This window comes from Burkholderia sp. NFPP32, assembly GCF_900119325.1.
GTDB classification, from domain to species: domain Bacteria; phylum Pseudomonadota; class Gammaproteobacteria; order Burkholderiales; family Burkholderiaceae; genus Burkholderia; species Burkholderia pyrrocinia_C.
This window is the reverse complement of sequence record NZ_FPJP01000011.1, coordinates 62,152-88,848: the sequence shown is the minus strand read 5'-3', so window position 1 is coordinate 88,848 and position 26,697 is coordinate 62,152. Positions and strand designations below refer to the sequence as shown.

The 26,697-nt window shown below is 68.6% G+C and carries 22 protein-coding genes; 15 read left to right on the top strand and 7 right to left on the bottom strand.

All coding sequences use genetic code 11. The features are described 5' to 3' along the window. Window positions 1-149: 149 nt before the first annotated feature. Together BT264_RS20905 and BT264_RS20900 are read left to right on the top strand one after the other, a co-directional pair. A complete protein-coding gene (locus tag BT264_RS20905; RefSeq protein ID WP_072440526.1) occupies window positions 150-827 on the top strand; it encodes a heavy metal response regulator transcription factor in 678 nt (225 codons plus the stop codon). Next, entirely contained in the window at window positions 824-2,305 is a 1,482-nt protein-coding gene (locus tag BT264_RS20900) for a heavy metal sensor histidine kinase (protein ID WP_072440528.1), read from the top strand. Before BT264_RS20905 ends, BT264_RS20900 begins: the two co-directional genes overlap by 4 nt. On the opposite strand, the gene BT264_RS20895 is transcribed toward BT264_RS20900, so the two are convergent. The 3 genes from BT264_RS20895 to BT264_RS20885 are packed head-to-tail and all read right to left on the bottom strand — an operon-like array spanning window position 2,286 to window position 8,524. Next, window positions 2,286-3,851, bottom strand: a complete 1,566-nt coding sequence (locus BT264_RS20895) for an efflux transporter outer membrane subunit (protein ID WP_072440530.1) — start codon at window positions 3,849-3,851, stop codon at window positions 2,286-2,288. The two genes, BT264_RS20900 and BT264_RS20895, sit on opposite strands and share 20 nt — an antisense overlap. Before the next feature lie 31 nt (window positions 3,852-3,882). Continuing rightward, complete coding sequence (locus BT264_RS20890) at window positions 3,883-5,244, bottom strand: efflux RND transporter periplasmic adaptor subunit (RefSeq protein WP_072440660.1); 1,362 nt, start codon at window positions 5,242-5,244, stop codon at window positions 3,883-3,885. A gap of 49 nt (window positions 5,245-5,293) precedes the next feature. Beyond that, window positions 5,294-8,524, bottom strand: coding sequence for an efflux RND transporter permease subunit (locus tag BT264_RS20885; protein ID WP_072440661.1), 3,231 nt, complete (start codon window positions 8,522-8,524; stop codon window positions 5,294-5,296). Between the two features lie 270 nt (window positions 8,525-8,794). Between BT264_RS20885 and BT264_RS20880 the strand changes: the two genes are divergently transcribed. The 6 genes from BT264_RS20880 to yjfF all read left to right on the top strand — a co-directional run bounded on the left by BT264_RS20880 (window position 8,795) and on the right by yjfF (window position 14,254). Beyond that, window positions 8,795-9,073: a DUF4148 domain-containing protein gene (locus BT264_RS20880; protein WP_072440532.1), complete on the top strand. Its 279-nt coding sequence runs from the start codon at window positions 8,795-8,797 to the stop codon at window positions 9,071-9,073. 15 nt (window positions 9,074-9,088) lie between these two features. Further along, entirely contained in the window at window positions 9,089-9,298 is a 210-nt protein-coding gene (locus BT264_RS20875; protein WP_072440534.1) for a hypothetical protein, read from the top strand. 296 nt (window positions 9,299-9,594) lie between these two features. Next, window positions 9,595-10,557: an ABC transporter substrate-binding protein gene (locus tag BT264_RS20870; protein WP_034182440.1), complete on the top strand. Its 963-nt coding sequence runs from the start codon at window positions 9,595-9,597 to the stop codon at window positions 10,555-10,557. Between the two features lie 60 nt (window positions 10,558-10,617). Beyond that, window positions 10,618-12,132: a sugar ABC transporter ATP-binding protein gene (locus tag BT264_RS20865; RefSeq protein ID WP_072440536.1), complete on the top strand. Its 1,515-nt coding sequence runs from the start codon at window positions 10,618-10,620 to the stop codon at window positions 12,130-12,132. Beyond that, window positions 12,129-13,169, top strand: coding sequence for an ABC transporter permease (locus BT264_RS20860; RefSeq protein ID WP_072440538.1), 1,041 nt, complete (start codon window positions 12,129-12,131; stop codon window positions 13,167-13,169). Before BT264_RS20865 ends, BT264_RS20860 begins: the two co-directional genes overlap by 4 nt. Further along, on the top strand, window positions 13,166-14,254 hold the full coding sequence (gene yjfF, locus BT264_RS20855) for a galactofuranose ABC transporter, permease protein YjfF (RefSeq protein ID WP_072440540.1): 1,089 nt from the start codon (window positions 13,166-13,168) through the stop codon (window positions 14,252-14,254). Before BT264_RS20860 ends, yjfF begins: the two co-directional genes overlap by 4 nt. A gap of 119 nt (window positions 14,255-14,373) precedes the next feature. On the opposite strand, the gene BT264_RS20850 is transcribed toward yjfF, so the two are convergent. Both BT264_RS20850 and BT264_RS20845 read right to left on the bottom strand, forming a co-directional pair. Further along, window positions 14,374-15,462, bottom strand: coding sequence for an aldose epimerase family protein (locus BT264_RS20850; RefSeq protein WP_072440542.1), 1,089 nt, complete (start codon window positions 15,460-15,462; stop codon window positions 14,374-14,376). A 27-nt stretch (window positions 15,463-15,489) separates the two neighbouring features. Then, complete coding sequence (locus tag BT264_RS20845; RefSeq protein ID WP_072440544.1) at window positions 15,490-16,683, bottom strand: XylR family transcriptional regulator; 1,194 nt, start codon at window positions 16,681-16,683, stop codon at window positions 15,490-15,492. Window positions 16,684-16,956: 273 nt separating this feature from the next. Here BT264_RS20845 and xylA point away from each other — a divergent pair, with 273 nt between their 5' ends. The 5 genes from xylA to BT264_RS20815 all read left to right on the top strand — a co-directional run bounded on the left by xylA (window position 16,957) and on the right by BT264_RS20815 (window position 23,715). Further along, window positions 16,957-18,279: a xylose isomerase gene (gene xylA, locus BT264_RS20835; RefSeq protein WP_072440546.1), complete on the top strand. Its 1,323-nt coding sequence runs from the start codon at window positions 16,957-16,959 to the stop codon at window positions 18,277-18,279. 4 nt (window positions 18,280-18,283) lie between these two features. Then, complete coding sequence (gene xylB, locus BT264_RS20830) at window positions 18,284-19,774, top strand: xylulokinase (RefSeq protein ID WP_072440548.1); 1,491 nt, start codon at window positions 18,284-18,286, stop codon at window positions 19,772-19,774. A 93-nt stretch (window positions 19,775-19,867) separates the two neighbouring features. Then, window positions 19,868-20,896, top strand: a complete 1,029-nt coding sequence (xylF, locus tag BT264_RS20825) for a D-xylose ABC transporter substrate-binding protein (RefSeq protein ID WP_072440550.1) — start codon at window positions 19,868-19,870, stop codon at window positions 20,894-20,896. A gap of 60 nt (window positions 20,897-20,956) precedes the next feature. After that, window positions 20,957-22,516 carry a D-xylose ABC transporter ATP-binding protein gene (gene xylG / locus BT264_RS20820; RefSeq protein ID WP_072440552.1) on the top strand — a complete coding sequence of 520 codons (1,560 nt, stop codon included), beginning with the start codon at window positions 20,957-20,959 and terminating at the stop codon, window positions 22,514-22,516. Continuing rightward, window positions 22,513-23,715, top strand: coding sequence for a sugar ABC transporter permease (locus tag BT264_RS20815; protein WP_072440554.1), 1,203 nt, complete (start codon window positions 22,513-22,515; stop codon window positions 23,713-23,715). Before xylG ends, BT264_RS20815 begins: the two co-directional genes overlap by 4 nt. A gap of 11 nt (window positions 23,716-23,726) precedes the next feature. Here BT264_RS20815 and BT264_RS39275 read toward each other — a convergent pair whose 3' ends face one another. Further along, window positions 23,727-23,897, bottom strand: a complete 171-nt coding sequence (locus BT264_RS39275; protein WP_175963431.1) for a hypothetical protein — start codon at window positions 23,895-23,897, stop codon at window positions 23,727-23,729. 59 nt (window positions 23,898-23,956) lie between these two features. Next, the gene (locus tag BT264_RS20810) at window positions 23,957-25,075 is read right to left on the bottom strand and encodes a DUF72 domain-containing protein (protein ID WP_371287114.1); all 1,119 of its coding nucleotides are present in this window, start codon (window positions 25,073-25,075) and stop codon (window positions 23,957-23,959) included. Here BT264_RS20810 and BT264_RS20805 point away from each other — a divergent pair. After that, on the top strand, window positions 25,068-25,913 hold the full coding sequence (locus BT264_RS20805) for a MipA/OmpV family protein (RefSeq protein ID WP_239483155.1): 846 nt from the start codon (window positions 25,068-25,070) through the stop codon (window positions 25,911-25,913). The two genes, BT264_RS20810 and BT264_RS20805, sit on opposite strands and share 8 nt — an antisense overlap. Before the next feature lie 10 nt (window positions 25,914-25,923). Then, on the top strand, window positions 25,924-26,616 hold the full coding sequence (locus BT264_RS20800) for a response regulator transcription factor (RefSeq protein ID WP_072440558.1): 693 nt from the start codon (window positions 25,924-25,926) through the stop codon (window positions 26,614-26,616). Window positions 26,617-26,697 lie beyond the last annotated feature (81 nt).

Sequence of the window (26,697 nt, the reverse complement as noted above, 5' to 3'; positions counted from 1 at the left end):
TCGAATTCTGGCCGCCGCGGCCGTCACCACCCTGACCCGCCGATTACGGTTTCGTCATCCGGGCGTGGCGCGCTTGCGCGCTGCCGTTCGCCCGCGCCGTTTCCCGGTAACATCGGCGCATGTCACCACCGAATGCGACGGAGTCGAACATGCGCATCCTGATAGTCGAAGACGAACCGAAGACCGGCGCGTACTTGAAGAAAGGGCTCGAGGAATCGGGCTTCAGCGTCGATCTCGCGACGGACGGCGGCGAGGGCCTGACACTCGCGCAGGAAGAGAGCTACGACGTGATCGTGCTCGACGTGATGCTGCCCGTGCTCGACGGCTGGAGCGTGCTCAAGCGGCTGCGCGACACGCACGCGACGCCCGTGCTGTTCCTGACCGCGCGCGACGACGTGCAGGACCGCGTGCACGGCCTCGAACTCGGCGCGGACGACTACCTCGTGAAGCCGTTCGCGTTCGTCGAGCTGCTCGCGCGGATCCGCACGCTCGCGCGCCGCGGGCCGCCGCGCGAGACGGAGCGCATTTCGGTGGGCGACCTGGAGATCGACGTCGTGCGCCGCCGCGTGAAGCGCGGCACGGTGCGGATCGACCTGACGCCGCGCGAATTCTCGCTGCTGCAGTTGCTCGCGCGCAGGCAGGGCGAAGTGCTGAGCCGCACGCAGATCGCGTCGTACGTGTGGGACATGAATTTCGACAGCGATACCAACGTCGTCGAGGTCGCGATTCGCCGGCTGCGCGCGAAAATCGACGACGAGTTCGCGGTCAAGCTGATTCATACGGTGCGCGGCGTCGGTTACGTGCTCGAACCGAAGGAAGCCGCATGACGCTCGGCCGCTCGCTTGGCGCGACGCTCGCGCTCGGGTTCGGCGCGACCCTGCTTGCCGTATTCGCGCTTGTCGGCACATACGTGTACACCGGCCTCGAGCGGCAGGTGAGCACGCAGGACGACTTCGACATCGTGCTCGCCGCGCGGCATACGCGCCGGCTGGCGGGCGAACTCGATTCGCTCGACGCGGTGCGCGCGCATGCGGACCGGCTGACGAGCCAGGTGCTCGGCAACGAGGCGCTGTCGCTGGCCGTCGTCGACGGGCAGGGCAGCATACTCGCGCGCCACAACGTCGAGCGGACCGCGCTCGGGGATCTGCCCGGGACGGCAGCCGGCGCATCGTCGCCCGCGGTGCCGGTGCTGCCCGATGCCGAACTGTTTCCGCCGCACGCGACGCCGGTGCCCGCGAACGAACGGATTACCGCCGACCGGATCGCGACGTGGACCGCCGACGGCGGCACGCCCGTGCGCGGCGTCGTCGCCGAGGCCGCGTTGCGCGACCGCACGAAGATCCGGATCGCGATCGCGCGCAACATGAGCGATCGCGTCGAACTGCTCGACGGCTACCGCGACAAGCTGAAGATCGCCGGCGGCCTGGGCGCGCTGTTCGCGATGCTGCTCAGCTACTGGCTGATCCGCAAGGCGCTCGCGCCGCTGCGCGAGATCGTCGCGAACACGGGCCGGATCACCGTCGACAAGCTCGATACGCGGCTCGATGCATCGCGCGCGCCGCGCGAGCTGACGGCGCTGGTCGACGCGCAGAATGCGATGCTCGGCCGCCTGCAGCAGGCGTTCGGGCACCTGTCGCAATTCAGCGCGGATCTCGCGCACGACCTGCGCACGCCGCTGAACAACATGCGCGGCGCGACCGAGGTGGCATTGGCGCGGCCGCGTTCCGCCGGCGAATACCAGGCGCTGCTCGAATCGAATCTCGAGGAATACGACCGTCTCGCGCGGATGATCGAGAACGTGCTGTTTCTCGCGCGCGCCGAGCATCCCGGCTTCGTCACGCGGCAGCGCGCCTTCGACGTGCACGACGAACTGGAGCGCATCGCCGGTTATTTCGAAGGGCTTGCGGACGAAGCCGGTTCGATGCTGCGCGTCGACGGGCACGGCCGGCTGACCGCCGATCTCGAACTGTTCCGCCGCGCGGTCAGCAACCTGCTCGCGAACGCGCTGCGCTATACGCCGGCGGGCGGCGTGATCGTGCTGCGCGTCGACGAAACGGCGGACGCGGTATACGTGGTCGTCTCGAACCCGGGCGAACCGATCGATCCCGCGCTGCTGCCGCGCATCTTCGACCGCTTCGTGCGCGGCGACCCCGCGCGCAGCGGCGGCGTGCCGGGCGGCACGGCCGGGCTCGGCCTCGCGATCGTGCGGTCGGTGATGGAACTGCACGGCGGCACCGCACGTGTCGAGAGCGATGCGGCCGGCACGCGGTTCATCCTGACGTTCATCAAGACGCCGACGGCGTAGCGGCCGTGTGCGCGGCGGCGGTTGCGTCCGCATCCGCATCTGCACCGGTATGCCAGCCGCCGCCCAGCGCGGTCAGCAACCCGACCGCCGCCTCCATCCGGCGTGCGGCGATCTGGTCCGACAGACGCCGGTTCGTCAGCGCGATCGTCTGGGCGGTCACGACATCGAGGTAGCTGACGGCACCCGCGTTGAAGCGGTTGGTCGTCAGCCGCAGCGACAGGTCGGCCGCATCGGTCGCGCGCTGCTGGCTGCCGGCTTCCGACGCGAGCGCATCGAGCGTGGACAACTGATCCTCGACCTGCTGGAACGCAACCAGCACGGTCTGCCGGTAATCGGCGACCGTACTGTCGTATTGCGCATGCGCGCCGCGCAGCGACGCGCTGCGGCGGCCGCCGTCGAACAGCGTGCCGGCGAGCTGCGAGCCGAGCGACCAGAACAGGCTCGGTGCGGTGAGCCACGGCGCGAAGAACGAGCTTTCAAGCCCGGCGCTCGCCGACAGCACGAGATCGGGAAAGAACGCGGCACGCGCCTCGCCGATCTGTGCGTTCGCGGCCGCGACGCGACGCTCCGCCGCCGCGATGTCGGGCCGCCGTTCGAGCAGTTGCGACGGCACGCCGGCCGGGATCGCCGGCACGGCGAACGATTGCACGCGCGGCGGCAGCGCGAACGTCGACGCGCTTTCGCCGACCAGCGTCGCGATCGCGTGCTGGAGCTGCGCACGCGACGCATCGATGTCGGTGTCCTGCGTGCGGGTCGATTCGAGTTGCGTCGCGGCCTGCGCGACGGCCGACGCGTCGATCGCGCCGGCCGCGAGCTGCTGTTTCAGCAGCTTCAGCGCGTCCGCATACGCACGCACCGTATCGTCGAGCAACTGCTTTTGCGTATCGAGCGAGCGCAGCGCGAAATAGTCGGTCGCGAGCGTGGCCGTGACCGACAGCTTCACGGCCTGCAGGTCGGCCGCGCTCGCGTCGGCGTTCGCCTGCGCGCCCGTCACCGCGTCGCGCACGCGGCCGAACAGGTCGGGTTCCCAGCTCGCGGCCACGCCGGCCTGATAGTCGGGCGTCGTCTTGCCGGCGAGCGACGAGCCGAGCTTGTTTTGCGACAGGCGCGCGCGGCTCTGCGCGACGCCGGCCGTGACGGTCGGCAGGAACCCCGCATGCTGGTAGTCGACCATCGCGCGCGCCTGCTGGAGATCGGCGACGGCTTTCTTCACGGTCTGGTTCGACACGTCGACACGCGCTTCGAGCGCGTTCAGGTCGGCGTCGTCGAAGACGGTCCACCATGCGCCGCGCGATGCGGCATCGGCCGGCGCCGCGACGTTCCAGCCCGGCTGGGCGGCGGGGGCGTTCGCAGCCGGTATGCCCGCAGCCGGTACGCCCGCAGCCGGTATGCCCGATGCCGGTACGCCCGCATAGTGCGCGGGCACGGCGACGGCGGGCGGCGAATAGGGCGGCAATGTCGAGCACGCGGACAACGCGGCCAACGCGGCGGCGACGCCGAGCGCGACGACGCGCCGGGTGAACGGAAGCGGAGGGAGGAAGCGCATGATGGGTATCCCGTGAGAGTTCGTGAATGGATCAGCCGCGAACGGGCGTTGAAGCTGCCGCCGGTATCGAAGCCGGCACTGCGACGGCGGCAGGCGTCAACGCAGTCGCGCCAGACGCTGCCGTCGCACCGGCTGCCGCGCCCATCTGCACCGCCGGTGCGCCCGACACGATCTTCACGGCCTCGCCGGCGGCAATCGAATCGCCCGGGTTGTCGATCACGCGATCGCTCGCGGCGAGCCCCGACACGATCTCGACGCGCGTGCCGAAATCGCGCCCGATCTGCACGGTCTTCAGCGCGGTGGTGCCGTTCGCGGCAACGGTCGCGACCGTCACGCCGTTCGGCCGGAACAGCAGCGCGCTGACGGGCAGCTCGAACGCCGGGGCCGCGCTCGGCACGAGCAGGTGCGCCTGCGCATACGCGCCGGGCATCAGTGCGCCGTCGCCGTTGTCGACGTCGATCTCGACGCGCAGCGTGCGCGTGACCGGATCGATCGCGCCCGCGCTGCGCGCGACGCGCGCGGCGAAGCGCCGCCCCGGATACTGCTGCGTGGTCAGGTAGACGGCGGTCCCGGTCGTCACGCCTGCCGCGCTGTCCTGCGGCACGTCGACGAACACGCGCAGCGTGCCGGTCTGTTCGAGATGGAACAGTTCGCCGGACAGGCCGGGGCTGCCCGGCGTGCCGCCCGCGGTGACGAGCGTGCCGACGTCGACGTTGCGCGCGGTGATCACGCCGTCGAACGGCGCCGCGACCGATTCGTACGACACCAGCTCGGTCAGGTGCGCGACGTTCGCCTGCGCGGAGGCCAGCATCGCGCGCTTCGCGTTCATGTCGGCGACCTTCGTGTCGGTGTCCTGCTGTGACACCGATTGCGTCTTCAGCATGTCCTGCCAGCGCTGCGCGGTCGATTTCGCGTAGTCGTAGTTCGCCTGCGCGGTCGCCGCGTCGGCGCGCGCCTGCCGCAACTGCGCGTCGAGGTCGGGTGCCGTGATCTGCGCGAGCGTCTGCCCGGCTTTCACGTGCGCGCCGATGTCGGTGCTCCAGTGCGCGATATAGCCGCTCGTGCGCGCATAGATCGATGCTTCCGCGTACGGCATCACCGAGCCCGGCAGCGTCAGCGTCTGGTCGATGGGCGCCGCGCCCGGCAGGATCACCGACACCGGCAGCGCCTGCTGCGCGGCGACCTGCACGCGCTGCGCGGCGCGCGCGTCGATGCGCGGCACGATGCCGGCGGCCAGCAGCGCGGCGGCCGCCGCGATCGCGACGAGCGGAACGGCCAGCTTGCGGCCGCGGCGGGGCGGCGAGGTGTCGGGCGCCGTGTCGCGCGCGGTTGACGGTGCCGTGTCCGCTTCGGCGGCCGGCGGCGGGGCGAGAGGTTCGGTCGAGTCGTTCATGATGGGTTCCGGGTCGGGCGAGTCGAAGGGAGTCGAGGTGAAGTCGCGATCAGCGCAATGCCGGCGTGTCCTGCGCGCGGCGCGCGGCGGCCGCATCGCGGCGCCGTTCGAGCCATGCATGGATGAAGCCGAACACGACGGGCACGAACAGCAGCGTCGACAGCGTGCCGAACGCCAGCCCGCCGATCACCGCGCGGCCGAGCGGCGCGTTCTGTTCGCCGCCGTCGCCGAGGCCGAGCGCCATCGGCAGCATGCCGATCAGCATCGCGAGCGCGGTCATCACGACCGGGCGGAAGCGGCTGAAGCCTGCGTCGAGCGCGGCCTGCCACGGCGGCGCGCCGCCCGCCATCAGCTCGCGTGCCGCGTTGACGACGAGGATGCTGTTCGCGGTCGCGATGCCGATGCACAGGATCGTGCCGGTCAGCGCGGGCACCGACAGTGTCGTGCGCGTGACGAACAGCATCCACGCGATGCCGGCGAGCGACGCAGGCAGGCCGCCGACGATCGCGAGCGGGTCGAGCCACGACTGGAAGTTGACGACCATCAGCAGGTAGACGAGCGCGATCGCGATCGCGAGGCCGCCGAGCAGCCCGGCAAACGACTCGTGCATCGCCTGCACCTGGCCGCGCAGCACGATCGACGAACCGGGCGGCAACTGCGCGCGCGCATCGTCGACGAGCTTGGTTACGTCGGCCGTGACGCCGCCGAGATCGCGCCCCTGCACCGACGCGAAGATGTCGAGCACCGGCTGCACGTTGTAGTGCGAGACGACCGCCTGCTGCGTCGCGCGCGAGAAGCTGCCGAGCGAGCCGAGCAGGTTCTGCGCGGGCGCGCCGGCCGCCGGGCCGCCGGCCGGCGTCTGCGGCGAACGCGCGGTGCCCGCCGGCAGCGGCACGTTCGCGAGTGCCTGCAGCGAATCGACCGAATACTGCGGCGTCTGCACCAGCAGCGGATAGCTGACGCCGTTGCGCGGGTCGAGCCAGAAGTTCGGCGTGGTCTGCGAGCTGCCGGACAGCGCGATCAGCAGGTTCTGCGCGACGTCGCGCTGTTCGAGGCCGGCCTGGATCGCCTTGGTGCGGTCCACGTTCACGTTGATCGCCGGTTCGTCGCCGGGCTGCTGGATGCGCGCGTCGACGAGGCCGCGCACGCCGCGCAGCTTCGCGAGCAGCGCGTTCGCGACCGCGCGGTTCTGGTCGAGCTTGTTGCCGACGATCTGGATGTCGATCGGCGCAGGCAGCCCGAAGTTGAGGATCTGGCTGACGATGTCGGCCGGCAGGAACGCGAACGTCACGCCGGGGAACGACTGCGCGAGCAGGTTGCGCAGCTTCGCGACGTAGGCGGCGGTCGGCGCGTGGTTCGGCTTCAGCGTGATCATCACGTCGGCATCCTCGGTGCCGATCGGGTCGGACGAGTCGTACGTGAGGTTGATGCCGCTCACCGGCACGCCGATGTTGTCGAGCACGCTCGCGATGTCGTTCGCGGGAATCACGTCGTGGATGCGCGCTTCCACTTCGTCGGTCAGGCGCGCGGTTTCCTCGATCCGCGTGCCGGTCGGCGCGCGCAGGTGCAGGCGGATCTCGCCGGTGTCGACCGACGGGAAGAAATCCTGCCCGGCGAACGCGAACAGCGCGGTCGATGCGACGCATGCGAGCAGGAATGCGGCCGCGAAGCGGCGGCGGCGCGCGATCGCCGCCGACAGCAGCGCTCGATAGCGCAGCCGGACCGCCTCGAAGCGATGTTCGAACGCGGCCTGGAAGCGTGCGATCCGAGCGAACACGCCGTGCGGCGGCCGGCCGTGCCCCTTCGCGCGCATCAGCGCCATCGCGAGCGTCGGCACCAGCGTGCGCGAGAAGAAATACGACGCGACCATCGCGAAGATCACCGCCTCGGCCATCGGCACGAACAGGTAGCGCGCGACGCCCGTGAGCAGGAACATCGGCACGAACACGATGCAGATCGACAGCGTCGACACGAAGGTCGGCACCGCGATCTCGCCCGCGCCGGTCAGGATCGCGTCTTCGAGCGGCGCGCCGCGTTCGAGGTGATGCGTGATGTTCTCGATCGCGACGGTGGCATCGTCGACGAGGATCCCGACCGCGAGCGCGAGCCCGCCGAGCGTCATGATGTTGATCGTCTGGCCGAGCGCGGCGAGCGCAAGCAGCGACGTGAGTACCGCGAGCGGAATCGATACCGCGATGATCAGCGTCGCGCGCCAGCTGCCGAGGAACAGCAGGATCATCAGCGCGGTGAGGCACGCGGCGATCAGCGCCTCGCGCACGACGCCCTGGATCGCCGCTTTCACGAACACCGACTGGTCGCCGAGCGCCGAGATGTGCAGCGCCTTCGGCAGGCCGGCCGCGATCTTCGGCAGCATCGTCTTGACCTGGTCGATGATCGTCAGCGTCGACGCGCTGCCGGTTTTCTCGACGGTCAGCAGCGCCGCGCGCTTGCCGTCGGCGCGCACGATGTTGGTCTGCGGCGCGTAGCCGTCGCGAACGTGCGCGACGTCGCGCACATAGACGACGCTGCCGCCGATCGTCTTCACCGGCAGGTTGTTCAGCGCGGCGACCGTCTGCGTGCTGCCGTTCATCTGCACGTTGTATTCGCGCGTGCCGATTTTCGCGGTGCCGCCGGGCAGGATCAGGTTCTGCGCGTTGATCGCGTTCACGACGTCGATCGGTGCGAGCCCCTTCGCCTGCAGCGCGCGCGTATCGAGATCGACGACGATCTGGCGGATCTTGCCGCCGAACGGCAGCGGCACGGCCGCGCCCTGCACGGTCGCGAGCTGCGTGCGGATGAAGCTGTTGCCGAGGTCGTAGAGCTGCTGCTCGGCGAGCGTGTCGCTCGACAGCCCGAGCTGCAGGATCGGCACCGTCGACGCGTTGTACGTGATGATGTTCGGCGGCAGCGTGCCGGGCGGCAGGATCCGCAGGATCGACGCCGAATTGCTCGCGGCTTCCGCGATCGCGCGATTGATGTCCGCGCCGGGGTGGAAGAAGATCTTCACGACCGACACGCCGTTCAGCGACTGCGACTCGATGTGCTCGATGTCGTCGACGTCGGACGTGAGCGCGCGCTCGTAGTTCGACGTGATGCGCTTGGCCATGTCCTCGGCGGAGAAGCCGTTGTACGACCAGACGATGCTGACGACCGGGATGTCGATGTTGGGAAAGATGTCGGTCGGCGTGCGCAGGAGCGCGAGCGGTCCCGCGATGAAGATCAGCAGCGCGAGCACGACGAACGTATAGGGCCTGCGTAACGCCAGCCGGACGATCCACATGATGTTTTCCTCGAAGCAGGGCAGGGGTGCCGCATTCGATGCGACGAGCATGCAGTCTGACGATGCCGCATTGACCCGACCCTGACTCGAAGATTACGAAGCTGTTATCTGCGTGCCGCGCCGCAGATTTCGAAATTGTCATCCGGCGGTCAGCGTCGCGCCGGCCGCGATCACCAGAATGAACGTGTCAGGCGGCGAAAACGCATCCGCGGTCCCGCCGGCGGCGCATCGACGATGCGTCCTCATCGAACCGTTCTCGGGAGTTTCATCATGAATCGCAGACTGATCGCAGCCGCCGCGCTGCTCGCACTCGCAATCGGCACGCCGGTCGCCGCTTTCGCACAGACGTCGTCGTCGGGCCTGACGCGCGCCGATGTGATCGCCGATCTGGTCCAGGCGCAGCGCGACGGCACCGTGCCCACGTCGAACTGGGACTATCCGCCGAGCACGCGGACGATCGCGCGCAATCGCGAGCTTTACGCAATCGCGCACGGCGAGCCGGGCGTCGCGACCGCGTCGGCGTCCGTGCCGACCGTCAGCGCGCAGTAAGCCGGGAGTCGGGTGATGAAGTTCCTTTCCCGACTGGCGATCGCCGCGCTGCTCGCGGCGGCGATCACGCCGGCGTTTGCGCGCGGGCAGCCGCAACTGTCCGATGACGACGGCGGGCGCGCCAGCGTGCTGCGCGAGTTGAATCCGACGCGGGCGCATGCCGCCGGCGTCGCGTCGAATTCGAGCGGCGGGACCGACAGGAGGGCGGTGGCCCGCCGGAACTGAGTCTCGTCGAGCGCCGCGGCGATGGCCGTCCTGGTTCCCGGTTTCGGGGGCGGCGCGTCGTCCGCCGCCGCTCCAGGCGCCCCCGCGCGCTTAGGTGTTTATACGTATGCCGATTCCGATATCGATTCAATCCAAGATTTCATTGGAAGGTTATCGGACTTGTTCCTAGACTGATCCGGGGCATGCATACCGGGCCGGGCCGGCCGGACAGGCTGCCCGGCACAGCCCTGAACCGCGCGCGCCACGCAGAAACAGAACAGCGCCGCGGCATACAACGACATCATCGGAGACGGACCATGACATTCATCAGGAAGCTGGCGGCCGGTGCGATCGTCGCCGCGGCGACGGTACTCGCGCCCGGCGCATTCGCGCAGCAAAAGCCGATCACGCTCGGGTTCTCGCAGGTCGGCGCGGAAAGCGCGTGGCGCACCGCGAACACCGTGTCGGTGAAGGGTGCGGCGAAGGACGCCGGCATCAACCTGAAATTCTCGGACGCGCAGCAGAAGCAGGAGAACCAGATCCGCGCGATCCGCTCGTTCATCGCGCAGAAGGTCGACGTGATCGCGTTCTCGCCGGTCGTCGAATCGGGCTGGGAGCCGGTGCTGACCGAGGCGAAGGCCGCGCACATCCCGGTGATCCTGACCGACCGCGCGGTCGACGTGAAGGATCCGTCGCTGTACGTGACGATGATCGGCTCGGACTTCCTCGAGGAAGGGCGGCGCGCGGGCCACTGGATGGAAGAGCGCTACAAGAACGACGCGGGCCCGATCAACATCGTCGAGCTGCAGGGCACGGTCGGCTCGGCGCCGGCCAACGATCGTCGCGCCGGGCTGCTCGAAGTGATCAAAAGCAATCCGAAGTTCAAGGTGATCGCGTCGCAGAGCGGCGACTTCACGCTCGCCGGCGGCAAGCAGGTGATGGAAGCGTTCGCGAAGACCTACGGCAAGCAGATCAACGTCGTCTACGCGCACAACGACGACATGGCGCTCGGCGCGATCCAGGCGATGGAAGAGGCCGGGATCAAGCCCGGCAAGGACGTGAGCGTCGTGTCGTTCGATGCGACGAAGGGCGGCTTCCAGGCGATGATCGCCGGCAAGATCAACGTCGACGTCGAATGCAGCCCGCTGCTCGGCCCGCAGCTGATGAGCGCGGTGAAGGACGTCGTCGCCGGCAAGCCGCTGCCCAAGCGCATCGTGACGAACGAGACGGTGTTCCCGATGAGCGTTGCGGCGCAGGTGCTGCCGACCCGCAAATATTGATGTCCGTGCGGGCGGCGGCATGGCACGCCGTCGTCCGGCAACCGCTCCGAGGGAGGGTTCATGACGCATCCGCCGGTGGTCGAGATGACCGGCATCGACAAGGCGTTTCCGGGCGTCAGCGCGCTGCAGCGCGTGAGTTTCCGGCTGTTTCCGGGGGAGATCCACGCACTGATGGGCCAGAACGGCGCGGGCAAGTCGACGCTGATCAACGTGCTCACCGGCGTGCATGCGCACGACGCGGGCGAGATTCGCGTCGGCGGCGAGCCGGTGCGCTTCGCCGCGCCGCGCGAGGCCGAGGCGGCCGGGATCCAGACGCTGTATCAGGAAGTGAACCTGTGCGCGAACCTGTCGGTCGCCGAGAACATCTTCGCGGGCCGGCAGCCGACGCGGCGCGGCGCGATCGACTGGAACGCGATCCATGCACGGGCGCGCGCCGCGCTGGCCGAACTCGACCTGTCGCTCGACGTCACGCGCTCGCTCGACGCGTATCCGATCGCGGTGCAGCAGATGGTCGCGATCGCGCGTGCCGTGTCGGTCGATGCGCGCGTGCTGATACTCGACGAGCCGACGTCGAGCCTCGACGACGGCGAGGTCGCGCGGCTGTTCGACGTGCTGCGCCGGCTGAAGGCGTCGGGCATCGCGATCCTGTTCGTCACGCATTTCCTCGAGCAGACCTATGCGGTGTCCGACCGGATCACCGTGATGCGCAACGGCGAGCGCGAAGGCGAGTACCTGGCGCGCGACCTGCCGGTCGACGTGCTGGTCGCGAAGATGACCGGCCGCGAACGGATGTCCGACACGCTGCAGGCGGGTGCCGCCGCGGTCGAGCGCGCGGCCGGCACTGCCGCACCGTTCCTGTCGATGCGGCAGGTCGGCCGGCGCGGGATGATGAGCCCGCTCGATCTCGACGTGCGGCCCGGCGAAATCGTCGGGCTGGCCGGGCTGCTCGGCTCGGGGCGCACCGAAACCGCGCAGCTCGCGTTCGCCGCGGAGCGCACCGACACCGGCGCGATCGAGATCGACGGCGCGCGCAAGCGGCTTGCGTCGCCGCACGATGCGGTCCGGCACGGGATCGCGTATTGCCCGGAAGACCGCAAGAAGGAGGGCATCGTCGCCGCGCTGTCGATCCGCGAGAACATCATCCTCGCGCTGCAGGCGCGGCGCGGCTGGTGGCGGCTGATCGGGCGCGCGCGCCAGCGCGAGATCGCCGAGTCGTACATCGCGCGGCTCGGCATCAAGGCGCGCGACGCGGAGCAGCCGATCGGGCTGCTGTCGGGCGGCAACCAGCAGAAGGTGCTGCTCGCGCGCTGGCTCGCGACGGACCCGAAGCTGCTGATTCTCGACGAGCCGACACGCGGCATCGACGTCGCTGCGAAGTTCGACATCATGGAGCGCGTGCTCGCGCTGTGCGCGACCGGGCTCGCGATCCTGTTCATCTCGTCGGAGATCGGCGAGGTCGTGCGCGTGAGCCACCGGATCGCGGTGCTGCGCGACCGGCGCAAGGTCGCCGAACTGACCGGCGCCGACGCGTCGGAGGAGCAGGTTTACCGGCTGATCGCGGGAGGCCAGTCATGATGCGTGTACGCACGCTGTTTCGTCATCCGCTCGCGTGGCCGTTGCTGACGCTTGCGCTGCTGTTCGCGCTCGACGTCGCGCATCGTCCGGGCTTCCTGTCGATCGCGCTGCTCGACGGCCACCTGTTCGGCGCGCCGATCGACATCCTGAACCGGGCGGCGCCGCTCGTGATCGTGTCGCTCGGCATGACGCTCGTGATCGCGACGCGCGGGATCGACATCTCCGTCGGCGCGATCGTCGCGATTGCCGGCGCGGCCGCGGCGATCGTGCTCGAAGCCGATCCGTCGCGGGTCGGCACGGCGCTGGCCGCCGCGCTCGGCGTCGGGCTGCTCGCGGGCGCGTGGAACGGCCTGCTCGTCGCGTTCGTCGGGATGCAGCCGATCATCGCGACGCTGATCCTGATGGTGGCCGGCCGCGGCATCGCGCAACTGCTGACGGGCGGCCAGATCATTCCGATCGGCGCGCCCGGCTACCTCGCGCTCGGCGGCGGCTATCTGGCGACGGTGCCATGTTCGGTGTGGATCGCGCTCGCGACGATCGCCGCGACCGCGCTGCTGGTGAACCGCACGGCGCTCGGGCTGTTCATCCGCGCGATCGGCGTGAACCCGGTTGCGACGCGGCTCGTCGGGCTGCGCTCGGGCGCGGTCGTGTTCGGCGTGTACCTGTGCTCCGGCGTGATGTCGGCGGTCGCGGGCATCCTCGCGAGTTCCAACGTGCGCAGCGCCGACGGCAACAACGCGGGGCTGCTGCTCGAACTCGACGCGATCCTCGCGGTGACGCTCGGCGGCACGTCGCTGCTCGGCGGCCGCTTCAGCCTCGCCGGCTCGGTGCTCGGCGCGCTGATCATCCAGACGCTGACCTACACGACCTATTCGATCGGCGTGCCGCCGGAGGCGACGCTGGTCGTCAAGGCGGTCGTCGTGATCGTCGTGACGCTGATCCAGTCGGACGCGGCGCGCGCGCTCGCGGTCCGGCACGCGTCGCGGCTGCTGCCTTCCGCGCGTTCGCGCGCCACCTCCGGAGCCACGCCCCGATGACCCGATTCCTTGGCCGGCTCGCCGACCCGCGCACGCTGCCGATCGTCGTGACGATCATGCTGTTCGCCGCGCTGTTCGGCTTCGGATCCGTGATGTACACGGGATTCTTCTCGATGCAGGTGCTGACCGGCCTGCTCGTCGACAACGCGTTCCTGCTGATCGTCGCGATCGGCATGACGTTCGTGATCGTGTCGGGCGGCATCGACCTGTCGGTCGGCTCGGTCGTTGCGCTGACAACGATCTTCTGCGCGGTCGGCGCCGAGCGGCTGCACTGGCCCGTATGGGTGATCGTGCCGCTGGTGCTCGCGTTCGGCGCGCTGTACGGCGCGGCAATGGGTGCGCTGATCCACTATTTCCGGCTGCAGCCGTTCATCGTCACGCTGGCCGGGATGTTTCTCGCGCGCGGCGCGTGCTTCCTGATCACGACGCAGTCGATCACGATCAACGAGCCGACGTTTCATGCGATCGCGGGCGTCAGCGTGCCGGTCGGCGGCGGCACGCTGAGCGCGGGCGCGCTGATCGCGCTCGCGACGCTGGCCGTCGCGATCTACGTTGCGCATTTCACGCGTTTCGGCCGCAACGTCTATGCGATCGGCGGCAACGAGCGTTCGGCGCTGCTGATGGGGCTGCCGGTCGCGCGCACGAAGATCGGCGTCTATGCGTTGAGCGGGCTGTGTTCGTCACTCGGCGGCGTGGTGTTCACGCTCTACGTGCTGTCGGGCTACGGGCTGCAGGCGCAGGGGATGGAGCTCGACGCGATCGCCGCGACGGTGATCGGCGGCACGCTGCTCACGGGCGGCGTGGGTTACGTGATCGGCTCGGTGTTCGGCGTCGGCATCCTCGGCACGATCCAGGTGCTGATCACGTTCGACGGCACGTTGAGTTCGTGGTGGACGCGGATCGTGATCGGCGCGCTGCTGTGCGTGTTCTGCGTGCTGCAGCGGGTCATCGAGCGGCACGCAACGCGGCGGCGCACGGGCGGCACGGGACTCGGCGCGCAGCAGCCGAAGCGCGACTCCGCGCACGCGCGGCCGGCCGAGCCCGGAGAGGACGCGGCGCTGGTGTCGACGATGCGGCGCGTGTAGTGCGTGTAGTGGAGCGCACGGCGCGCGCCGTGCGGTGACGGGCAACGGGGTGGCGGCACGCGCGACGTGGTTGATGCCTGGCCGCCGGTGCTTGTTGTCGAAGGCGGCCGGCGCGCGCGTTACGCGCGAACGGCTACCCGGTACAGAGTGGTCTGACGATAGACGGCGCCCGGATGAAGGATGACGTCGTCGCGCAGGTCGGCCATGTTGACCTGGTCCGGAAAACCGCCGGCTTCGACGCACAGCGCGGCGTGTTGCGCGCACCGCGTGCCGCCCCTCACGCGCACGCCGTCCAGATAGTTGCCGGTATAAAGCTGGAGGCCGCGCTGATCGGTCGACACGACCAGCTCGCGGCCGCTTTCGGGATCGTAGATGCCGGCGACGGGCCTGACCGCGCGCGCGCCGTCGCGCAGCACGAAGCAGTGATCGAAGCCGCGCGCCCTTGCAAGCTGCGCATGCGGCCAGTCGAGGCGCGCGCCGAGCGGCGCGCTGTGCCGGAAATCGAAAGCCGTGCCGGTCACGTCGGCGGTGCCGGTCGGGATCAGCGCGTCGTCGACCTCGAGGAACGCGTCGGCGTCGATGCTCAGCACGTGGCCGCGCACGTCGCTGCCCGCGCGGCCGCTGAGGTTGAAATAGCTGTGATTCGTGAGGTTGAGCGGCGTGGGCGCGTCGGTGACGCCGGTGTAGTCGATCGTCAGCGTGCCGTCGTCGTCGAGCGCGTAGCGAACCTGCACGCTCACGTTGCCCGGAAAACCCGCGTCGCCTTCCGGCGAATCGAGTCGCAGCGTCAGCCCGCCGCAGTCGTCGACGACTTCCCAGCGCTGGCGGTGAAAGCCGCTCGCGCCGCCGTGCAGCAGATTGCCGTTCTCGTTGCGATCGAGCAGGTAGTCGACGCCGTCGAGCGTGAAGCGCGCGCCGGCGATCCGGTTCGCCCAGCGGCCGACCGTCGCGCCGAGGTAGGCGCCCGATTCGACATATTCCGCGGGCGTGTCGTGCGCGAGCACGATATCGGCGAAGCGTCCGGTGCGATCGGGCGCGAGCCACGACACGACGGTCGCGCCGAGGTCGCTGACGACGACGCGCATGCCGTGCGTGTTGCGCAGCGTATAGCGTCGCACCGTGTCGCCGTCGGGCAGCGTGCCCCACGGCTCGGCGTGTACGCGTGCGACGCCGGGCGTCGGGCGGGGGGAATCGGTATCGATGTGCATAGGATGATTCGATGTGAACGGCGGGCTTCAGTGCGCGGCGATCGCGCGTTCCTGGTATTCGCGCGGCGTGCAGCCCAGCTCGCGCCGGAACACCGCATACATGTATTGGAGCGACGTAAACCCGCAGCGGATCGCGACCTCGGCGCTCGACGCCTGCCTGCTGGCGAGCAGCGCCTGCGCCGCTTCGAGCTTGTGGCGCAGGATTTCCTGGTGCACGGTGCGCTGCAGTTCGCGCCGGAAGTGCTCTTCGAGCAGCGAGCGCGACACACCGACGTAGTCGGCGACCTGCTCGGTCTTGATGCCCTGGCACGCGTACTGGCGAATGAAGTGGCGGGCGCGCATCACGTGCGGGCTCGCGAGCGGCTGGTGGCGGGTCGATTCGAGCACGTTGATCCCGACGGGCGGCACGAGAATCCGCCGGTCCGGAAAACGCGCGCCGCGCAGCATCCGGTGCAGCAGGTGCGCGGCCGTACGGCCCATTTCCTCGGTGCCCTGGATGACCGACGACAGCGGAATCCGCGTGAGCGTGCGCGTGAGCGGATCGTTGTCGATGCCGATGATCGCGACCTGTTCCGGCACCGCGAGGCCGGCGATCAGGCACGCCTGCAGCAGGTGCCGCGCGCGCGCGTCGGTCACCGCGATCACGCCGACGGGTTTCGGCAGTGCGTGCAGCCAGCCGATCAGCTGCTCGATCGCGTGGTTCCAGCCCGATGCGCTGGTCGACAGTCCGCGGTAGATCGGCGCGTCGACGCCGTCCGCGCGCGCGAGGCCGTCGAACGCGAGCTCGCGCTGCTGCGCCCAGCGGTTCTGCTGCGCGACGGGCAGGCTGTACATCGCGAAGTGCGGCAGCCCGGCGCCGATCAGGTGCGTGTATGCGAGCGACACGAGCTTCGCGTTGTCGGTCGCGATATACGGCACGCCGTCCGGATACTGCGCCGGATCCTCGTACGACGAGCCGAGTGCGACGATAGGCAGCGGCGAGCCGGCGAGCGCGTCGGCGACGGCCGGATCGTCGAAATCCGCGATGATGCCGTCGCCGTCGAAGCGCTCGATGCCGGCGAGCCGGCAGCGGAAATCGTCTTCGAGGAACAGGTCCCATACCACGCGCGTCGAGCGCAGGTACTGGCCGATGCCGCTGATGATCTCGCGGTCGTAGACCTTGTTGGCGTTGAACAGCAGCGCGATGCGGTGCGGCGTCTGGGTGGAAGGGGCGCGGTTCATCTCGGTCTCGAAGCGCGCGCCGTGCGGGGCGTCGCGCCGTTGTCTCCGGGCGCGCGGGCAGCGCCGCGCGGCTGTCTGATCTGTCTGGTGTCCGGCGATTGTAGGACGGAACGCGTGCCGTGCGCAGCGCGCTGGCAAGAAACGTTAAGCGTGCTGCGCAATTTCGCAATTGCGGGCGAGGGGGCGCGCGGGCACGATCCAGCCAGATCGAATCCGGCCCGCACGCCAACGCGATGCACGCCGCACTGCAACAAGAAACCGGACGGAGACGCCATGTCGTATTTCGAACATATTCCCGCGATTCGCTACGAAGGTCCGCAGTCGGACAACCCGCTTGCATACCGCTATTACGACCGCACGAAGCGGGTGCTCGGCAAGACGCTCGAGGAGCACCTGCGGATCGCGGTGTGCTACTGGCACACGTTCGTGTGGCCGGGCCACGACATCTTCGGCCAGGGCGCGTTCCAGCGGCCATGGCAGCAGCCGGGCGACCCGCTCGAGCGCGCGCGCCAGAAGGCGGATGCGGCGTTCGAGTTCTTCACGAAGCTCGGCACGCCGTTCTATACGTTCCACGACACCGACGTGTCGCCGGAGGGCGACAGCCTGCACGAGTACGTCGAGAACTTCGCGCGGATGACCGACTACCTGGGCGAGCGTCAGCAGGCGACGGGCGTCCGGCTGCTGTGGGGCACCGCGAACCTGTTCTCGCATCCGCGCTTCGCGGCGGGCGCGGCGACCAACCCGAACCCCGACGTGTTCGCGTGGGCGGCCACCCAGGTGCGCCATGCGCTCGACGCGACGCATCGGCTCGGCGGCGAGAACTACGTGCTGTGGGGCGGCCGCGAAGGGTACGAGACGCTGCTCAATACCGATCTCGTGCGCGAGCGCGAGCAGTTCGCCCGCTTCCTGTCGATGGTCGTCGAGCACAAGCACCGGATCGGCTTCAAAGGAGCGCTGCTGATCGAGCCCAAGCCGCAGGAGCCGACGAAGCACCAGTACGACTACGATGTCGCGACGGTGCACGGTTTCCTCACGCAATACGGATTGCAGAACGAAATCTGCGTGAATATCGAGGCGAACCATGCGACGCTCGCCGGCCATTCGTTCCATCACGAGATCGCGAACGCATTTGCGCTCGGCGTGTTCGGCAGCGTCGACGCGAATCGCGGCGATCCGCAGAACGGCTGGGACACCGACCAGTTCCCGAACAGCGTCGAGGAGCTGACGCTCGCGTTCTACGAGATCCTGCGCCACGGCGGCTTTACCACCGGCGGCATGAACTTCGACGCGAAGGTGCGGCGCCAGAGCGTCGATCCGGAAGACCTGTTCTACGGCCATGTCGGCGCGATCGACGTGCTTGCGCTCGCGCTCGAGCGCGCGGCCGTGCTGGTCGGCAACGACCGGCTCGACGCGCTGCGCCGGCAGCGCTACGCGCAGTGGGACAGCGCATTCGGCCGCGAGATCCTGTCGGGCGGCTACACGCTGGAGTCGCTCGCCGCCGACGCGCTCGCGCGCGGCGTGAACCCGCGGCATGCGAGCGGTGCGCAGGAGCGGCTCGAGAACATCGTGAACCAGGCGATCTACGGGCTGCGCTGACTTCATGTACATCGGACTCGATCTTGGCACGTCGGGCGTGAAGGCCGTGCTGCTCGACCGCGACGGTGCGGTGCGGGCCAGCGCGAGCCGGCCGCTGTCGGTGAGCCGGCCGCGGCCGCGCTGGTCCGAACAGGCGCCGCTCGACTGGTGGGATGGGGCATGCGGCGCGCTGGCGGCGCTCGTCGCCGACGCGCGTGCGGCCGGCATCGATCCGCACGACATCGGCGCGCTTGGCCTGACCGGGCAGATGCATGGCGCGACGCTGCTCGATGCGCACGGCGACGTGCTGCGCCCCGCGATCCTGTGGAACGACGGCCGCGCGGATGCCGAATGCGCGGAGCTCGAGCGGCTCGCGCCCGCGCTGCGCGCCGTCGCCGGCAATCTCGCGATGCCGGGCTTCACCGCGCCGAAGCTGCTGTGGGTGCGCCGGCACGAGCCGGACGTGTTCGCGCGGATCGCGCACGTTCTGCTGCCGAAGGATTATCTGCGCTACCGGCTGACCGGCGTGTTCGCGACCGATCCGTCGGATGCCGCCGGCACGCTGTGGCTCGATGTCGCCAAGCGCGATTACGACGACACGCTGCTCGCCGCGTGCGGGCTGTCGCGCGAGCAGATGCCCGCCGTGTTCGAGGGCAACCGCATCACCGGCACGCTGCTGCCGGCCGTCGCGCGCACGCTGGGGCTGCGCGAGATCCCGGTCGTCGCGGGCGGCGGCGACAACGCGGCCGGCGCGGTGGGCGTCGGCATCGTGCGGCCCGGCGATGCGCTGCTGTCGCTCGGTACGTCGGGCGTTTATTTCGCGGTATCGGACGGGTTCCGCGCGAATCCCGAATCGGCGGTCCACAGCTTCTGTCATGCATTGCCGCATACCTGGCACCTGATGTCGGTGATGCTGAATGCGGCCGGCTGCATCGATTTCACCGCGCAACTGGCCGGCTACGACGGCATTGCCGCGCTGCTCGCCGACGCCGAGGCGAACGCGCGCCGTGACCGCCCATGGTTCCTGCCTTATCTGAGCGGCGAGCGCACGCCGCACAACGACGTGAATGCGAAGGGCGTGTTCTACGGGCTGACGCCCGACTCGCAGCGCGCGGATCTCGCGAACGCGACGATCGAGGGCGTCGGCTTCGCGCTGCTCGACGGGATCGACGCGCTGCATGCGGCCGGGCTCGCGCCCGACGGCATCACGGTGATCGGCGGCGGCTCGCGCAGCGCGTACTGGACGCAGATGCTCGCCGACCTGAGCGGCCGCGCGCTGACGCTGCGCGCGGGCGGCGAAGTCGGCCCGGCGCTCGGCGCCGCGCGGCTCGCGCATCTCGCGCTCGAACCGGATACGCCGCTCGACGCGGTGTGCCCGCAGCCGCCCGTGGTGGCCGTGCGCGAGCCCGACATGGCGCGCCACGCGTGGTATCGCGACGCGCGGCGGCCGACGTTTCGCGCGCTGTATCGCGCACTCGAACCGGTGTTTTCGGCAGGCGCGGGTCATACCGCATAACGCCGCGCCGTGTAGTGGCCAGACAAAGGGCGGCGCGTTTCGGCGGTCGCCCGGCGTTCGTGGGGTTGTCCAATAAAGAGAGGAGTTGGAGACATGAAATCCGTAACGCGTCGTACCGTATTGAGTGCGCTGGCAGGCGCCGCCACGTTGGCGGCTCTCACGCTTGGCGCACCGCTCGCGCATGCGAGCAAGGACAAGCCGGAGATCGGCTTCTGCATCGACGACCTGCGCGTCGAGCGCTGGTCGCGCGACCGCGACTATTTCGTGGCCGCCGCCACGCAGCTCGGCGCGAAGGTGTCCGTGCAGTCCGCGGACGCGAGCGAGGCGCGGCAGATCTCGCAGATCGAGAACCTGATCTCGCGCGGCGTGGATGTGATCGTGATCGTGCCGTTCAATTCGAAGACGCTCGGCAACGTCGTCGCCGAAGCGCGCAAGGCGGGCATCAAGGTGGTGTCGTACGACCGGCTGATTCTCGACGCCGACGTCGATGCATACATCTCGTTCGATAACCAGAAGGTGGGCGAGCTGCAGGCGCAGGGCGTCTACGACGCGAAGCCGAAGGGCAACTATTTCCTGCTCGGCGGCGCGCCGACCGACAACAACGCGAAGATGCTGCGCGAAGGACAGCTGAAGGTGCTGAAGCCGGCGATCGATCGCGGCGACATCAAGGTCGTCGGCCAGCAGTGGGTGCCGGAATGGAGCGCGTCGACCGCGCTGCGGATCGTCGAGGATGCGCTGACCGCGAACAACAACAAGATCGATGCGATCGTCGCATCGAACGACGGCACCGCGGGCGGCGCGATCCAGGCGCTCGCCGCTCAGCATCTGGCCGGCAAGGTGCCGGTGTCCGGGCAGGATGCGGACCTCGCGGCGGTCAAGCGCGTGATCGCCGGCACGCAGACGATGACCGTCTACAAGCCGCTCAAGCTGATCGCGAGCGAAGCGGCGAAGCTCGCGGTGGATCTCGCGAAGGGCGCGAAGCCCGCGTTCAACGCGCAATACGACAACGGCAAGAAGAAGGTCGACACGGTGCTGCTGCAGCCGACGCTGCTGACCAAGCGCAACGTCGACATCGTCGTGAAGGACGGCTTCTATACCCAGGCGCAGCTGGCGAGCCAGTAACGGCGCGGCGCGCGGACGGCCCACCGGTGCGTCCGCGCGCATACTGCGAGGCATGAGCGAATGACCGAACCCTTGCTGACGATGCGCGGCATCGTCAAGGATTTCGACGGAGTAAAGGCGCTCGACGGCATCGACCTGACGGTGCGGCCGGGCGAGTGCGTGGGGCTGTGCGGCGAGAACGGCGCGGGCAAATCGACGCTGATGAAGGTGCTGTCGGGTGTTTATCCGCACGGCACGTGGGACGGCGAGATTCGCTGGGAAGGCGCGCCGCTGATCGCGTCCGGCGTGCGCGACACCGAGCGCGCGGGCATCGTGATCATCCACCAGGAACTGATGCTCGTGCCCGAACTGTCGGTGGCCGAGAACATCTTCCTCGGCAACGAGATCACGCTGCCGGGCGGCCGGATGCACTACGCGGCGATGGTCCAGCGTGCCGAGGCGCTGCTGCACGAGCTGCGGATCGATTCGATCAACGTCGCGCAGCCGGTGATGAACTACGGCGGCGGACACCAGCAGCTGATCGAGATCGCGAAGGCGCTGAACAAGCGCGCAAAGCTGCTGATTCTCGACGAGCCTTCGTCGTCGCTGAGCGCTTCCGAAACGCGCATCCTGCTCGACATCGTGCGCGACCTGAAGCGCCGCGGCGTCGCGTGCGTGTATATCTCGCACAAGCTCGACGAGGTCGAGGCCGTGTGCGACACGGTGTCCGTGATCCGCGACGGCCGCCATGTCGCGACCGAGCCGATGCGCACGCTGACGACCGACCGGATCATTTCGATGATGGTCGGCCGCGAAATCCGCGACCTGTATCCGCGCGAGCCGCACGAGATCGGCGACGTCGTGCTGGAAGCGCGCCACGTGACCTGTCGCGACGTGACGAACACGCGCCGCAAGCGGGTCGACGACGTGTCGTTCAGCGTGCGGCGCGGCGAGATTCTCGGCGTCGCCGGGCTCGTCGGCGCGGGCCGCACCGAGCTGATGCAGGCGATCTTCGGCGCGTATCCGGGCGCGTGCACGGCGACCGTGCTGATGAACGGCCGGCCGCTCGCGATCCGCTCGCCCGCCGACGCGATCCGCGCCGGCATCGCGATGGTGCCCGAGGATCGCAAGCGCCACGGCATCGTGCCGCAGCTCGGCGTCGGCCACAACATCACGCTGACGGTGCTGCGGCGCTTCGCGGCGCACGGGCGGATCGACGCGGCCGCCGAGCTGGACGCGATCCGCACCGAGATGCAGCGGCTGTCGGTGCGCGCCGCGCATCCGTTCCTGCCGATCTCGAGCCTGTCCGGCGGCAACCAGCAGAAGGCCGTGCTCGCCAAGATGCTGCTGGCCGAGCCGCAGGTGCTGATCCTCGACGAGCCGACGCGCGGCGTCGACGTGGGCGCGAAGGCCGAGATCTACCGGCTGATTTTTGCGCTGGCGAAGCGCGGCGTCGCGCTGATCGTCGTGTCGTCGGAAATGCCCGAGGTGCTCGGGCTTGCCGACCGCGTGCTGGTGATCGGCGAAGGCGAGCTGCGCGGCGATTTCGTCAACGACGGCCTCACGCAGGAACAGATCCTCGGCGCCGCGCTGAAGCCCGCGCGGCGTCCGACCGAACCCATTGCAGCGAGTGCGACATGAATTCCGAACTTTCCTCCTCTACTCCGGCGGCGCCGGACGCCGACGCGCGCGGCCGTTCAACTGGCCGTCCGCTTCGCCAGGTCTTCGTGCGCTACAAGATCCTCGCGCTGCTGTTCGCGGTCGTCGCGATCTGGGCGTTCTTCTCGGTGCTGACCGACGGCGCGTTCGTCACGCCGCGCAACGTGTCGAACCTGCTGCGGCAGATGTCGATCACCGGCATGCTCGCGTGCGGGATGGTGTTCGTGATCATCGCGGGCGAGATCGACCTGTCGGTCGGTTCGCTGCTCGGGCTGCTCGGCGGCGTCGCGGCGATCCTCGACGTGAACCGCCACTGGCCGGTCGCCGCGACGGTGCCGGCCGTGCTCGCGCTCGGCGTGCTGATCGGGCTCTTCAACGGCTGGTGGTCGACCTACCGGCGCGTGCCGTCGTTCATCGTCGGGCTGGGCGGGATGCTCGCGTTTCGCGGGATCCTGCTTGGCGTGACAGGCGGCTCGACGATCGCGCCCGTGTCGGACGGCTTCGTGTTCCTCGGGCAGGGCTATCTGCCGCGCGTGGCGGGGGACGGCCTCGCGCTGCTGCTGTTCGCGCTCGTCGTGCTGCTGGTCGTGCGGCAGCGCGGCACGCGGCGCCGCTACCGGCTCGCGGTCGCGCCGCTGTGGCAGGACGTCGTGAAGATCGCGGGCGCGGGCGCGGTGCTGCTCGCGTTCGTCGCGACGCTCGACCGCTACGGCGGCATTCCGGTGCCGGTGCTGCTGCTGCTCGCGCTGCTCGGCATCTTCTCGTGGATCGCGACGCAGACCGTGTTCGGCCGGCGCATCTACGCGGTCGGCTCGAATCTCGAGGCGACGCGGCTGTCGGGCGTCGATACCGATCGCGTGAAGCTCGCGATCTTCGCGCTGATGGGGCTGATGTGCGCGTTCGCGGGCATCGTCAACACCGCGCGGCTCGCGGCCGGCTCGCCGTCCGCGGGCTCGATGGGCGAACTCGACGCGATCGCCGCATGCTTCATCGGCGGCACGTCGATGCGCGGCGGGTCGGGCACCGTCTACGGCGCGCTGATCGGCGCGCTCGTGATGGCGAGCCTCGACAACGGCATGTCGATGCTGGACGTCGACGCGTACTGGCAGATGATCGTCAAGGGCGCGGTGCTGGTGCTGGCGGTGTGGATCGACGTGGTGTCGCGGTCGAACCGGCGGTGAGGCGGCGCGCGCTACGTCCGGTCGCGGTTACGGGCGCGCGTCGCGCCCGTGATCACCGCGATGCCGAACAGAATGACGGCGACGATCTCGACGATGTGCTGGGACACGTGCAGCGTCACCAGTCCCCATGCCACGCCGCCGATGAAAATGATCCATCCGACCAGGTAGATAAGCAGGGTCATCGTTCCTCTCCTTGCGGTTCGGTTACATCGTGCAGACTGCTGCCGTGCGGCATGCCGTTTTATCCGGCCGCCGCTTCGTGCGCACGCAGACCGAGGCGTTCCATCAAACGCCGGGCGTCGAACGGTGCGTTCGTTTTTGCGTCGTTGTCGAAGTAGCAATACACGTCGCGTGTTCGCGCGCGCGGCGCAGGCAGCTCCGGTGCGGCGAGACGGGCATCGGCGGGCTGTTCGCCGCGGCTCCACGACTCGATTCTGCGCGCCCAGTGTTCGAGTGCCGCATCGGAGTATTCGCCGGAATACTTCGTTTCGGTACCGTGCAGTCGCATGTAGACGAAGCCCGCGCTCAGGTCTTCGAACCGCGGCCATGGCTCGGTCGAATCCGACACGACGAGCGCCACGCGGTGGCGGCGCAGCAGCTTCACGAACGCCGGATCCACGAAGCTCGCGTGACGCACTTCGACTGCGTGACGCAGCTTGCGCTTGCGGTCGATCCGAAGATACGGCGTCCTGACCTTGCGATCGTGCTGTTGCGCGAGAGCGAGCGCGGCTGCCGTATCGGTCGGCAGCAGGCCCAGGAAGTGCTCCATGTGCTCGGGGTCGAACCGCAGCGACGGCGGAAACTGCCAGAGGATCGGCCCGAGCTTGTCCCTCAGCGCCAGGAGCCCCTGCGCGAAAAAGTTCGCGCATGCGACCGTCGCCGTTTCGCCGCGAAAGCGCAGCATGTGGGTCAGGTAGCGTGAACCCTTCACGCTGAACGTAAAATCCGGCGGCGTTTCGTCGTACCAGTGCTGCCAGCTGTCGAGCGATTGCAGGCTGTAGTGCGTACCGTTGATTTCGATGGTCTGCATCCGGTTCGATGCGTACTGCAGCTCGGCGGCCTGCTTCAGCCCTTTCGGATAGAAGGTGCCGCGCCAGCCGCCGTAGCGCCAGCCTGAAATGCCGATGTGAATTTCACCTGATTTGCTCGTCACGTCGATGTCCGGGGGGCCGGTGGATGCCGTCGTGATTAGCAAGGTGCGTGCCGTCGGGCTCGATGTCGGAGGGCGACAAATCGTAGGCCCGACTGGCCTCGGCGGCCATCGCATCATCGACGCTGCGCGCGCTGCAACGCGGTGAACTTTTGAACGGTAAGTAACCGGTAAGTCGGGTTCCCATAAAGTCGGTTCCGCTTTGTCCACCGACTTCCTGGGATCGATCGTGATAAAAAATCCGTTGCCTGTTCGCCGTATATTGCTGACTGCTGCATGGTTCGCGCTCATTTCCGGGCCGGCGTGGGCGGAAGAAGGCGACGCCGACCATATCGATGCGCAGCGTTCCGGTCTTGCGATCCTGAACAATGCGGCGAACGTGACGCACTGGGGTCTTGGTGCGGGCGTCGGCATCGGGGAATCGCCATACAAGGGATACGGCTCGAAAGTCGAGCCGCTCCCGCTGGTCTACTTCGACGACAAGTGGGTACATGTTTTCGGTACCGCGATCGACGTGAAGATCGGGAACTGGAGTGGTATAAGCGTTGCGCTGCGCGGAAAGTTTTCGCTCGGCGATGGTTACAAGCAGTCCGATGCACCAATCCTGAATGGCATGGAAGACCGACATGGTGCATTCTGGTACGGTCCCGCGCTTGCTTTACATACCGCATTCGGCACGCTTTCGGGAGACTATCTGGCGGGCGGAAACAAGGGGCAGCGTGCGAGCCTGGACTACAGCAAGTCTTTTGATGTCGGAGATTTCTCGATCGCTCCGCATGTGGGCGTGGACTGGTTGAGCGGCAAATACGTCGATTACTATTACGGCGTGCGCCCCGCCGAGGTGCGCCCCGGACGTCCGGCGTACACCGGCACGGCAACCTGGAAGACTTCGTTGGGAACGCGTGTCGATTACAACTTCGCGAAGCATCAACGCCTCCTGTTGGACGTCGGCGTGTCGCATCTTGGCAGCGGTCTCACGGATAGTCCTCTGGTCGGCAAGCGGTTCATCCCGGAGATCCGGGTCGGCTACCTGTACCAATTCAAGTGAGTGCAACGTCATGTCGCGAGTTGCGATTGTCGAGGACCATGCACGCCTTGCCGACATGGTGAGCCAGGCCCTCATGCGAGTGGGCATCGAAGCCGATCAGTTTCGCAACATCTCCGGAGCGACCTACGGCGTGCGCCAGCTCGACTACGCGGTGTTGATCATCGATCGTAGCCTTCCGGACGGCGACGGGCTGTCCTTTCTGCGCGCGTTGCGCGCGGCCGGTCGGATGACGCCATGCCTCATGCTGACGGCGCGCGATGCTTTGCACGATCGTGTCGACGGGCTCGAAAGCGGCGCGGACGACTACGTGACCAAGCCGTTTGAAATGAGCGAGCTGGTTGCGCGGGTGCGCACGCTGATGCGTCGGCCAGCGGCGCTGACCGCGCTTGTCGCGTCATTCGCGGACATTGCAGTGGATCCGCTGCAACGTGAGATGCGCTGCGGCGCGCGGTCGGTTCAGCTTGCGCCCGCTGAACTGCAGATCATGCTTTGCCTGATCGAAGCGGCCGGCCGAACGGTGCGGCATGCGGCGCTCGAGCATGCCGCCTGGGGGCTTGCCGACGCCGTAACACCGAATGCACTGGAAGTGACCGTGCACCGGTTGCGTAAAAAACTGGCGTCGATCGACACAAGGACACGCCTGACGAACCTTCGCGGCGTGGGATTCGCCGTCGAGGAAGTCTCCGGGCCGCCGCAACGGTAGCGGAGCGTTCCACACTCGAGCACGCTCGCCGGAGGCGTCTTGGGGTGGGACGAGACGCGATGCGTGAGGGGTGACGAGGAC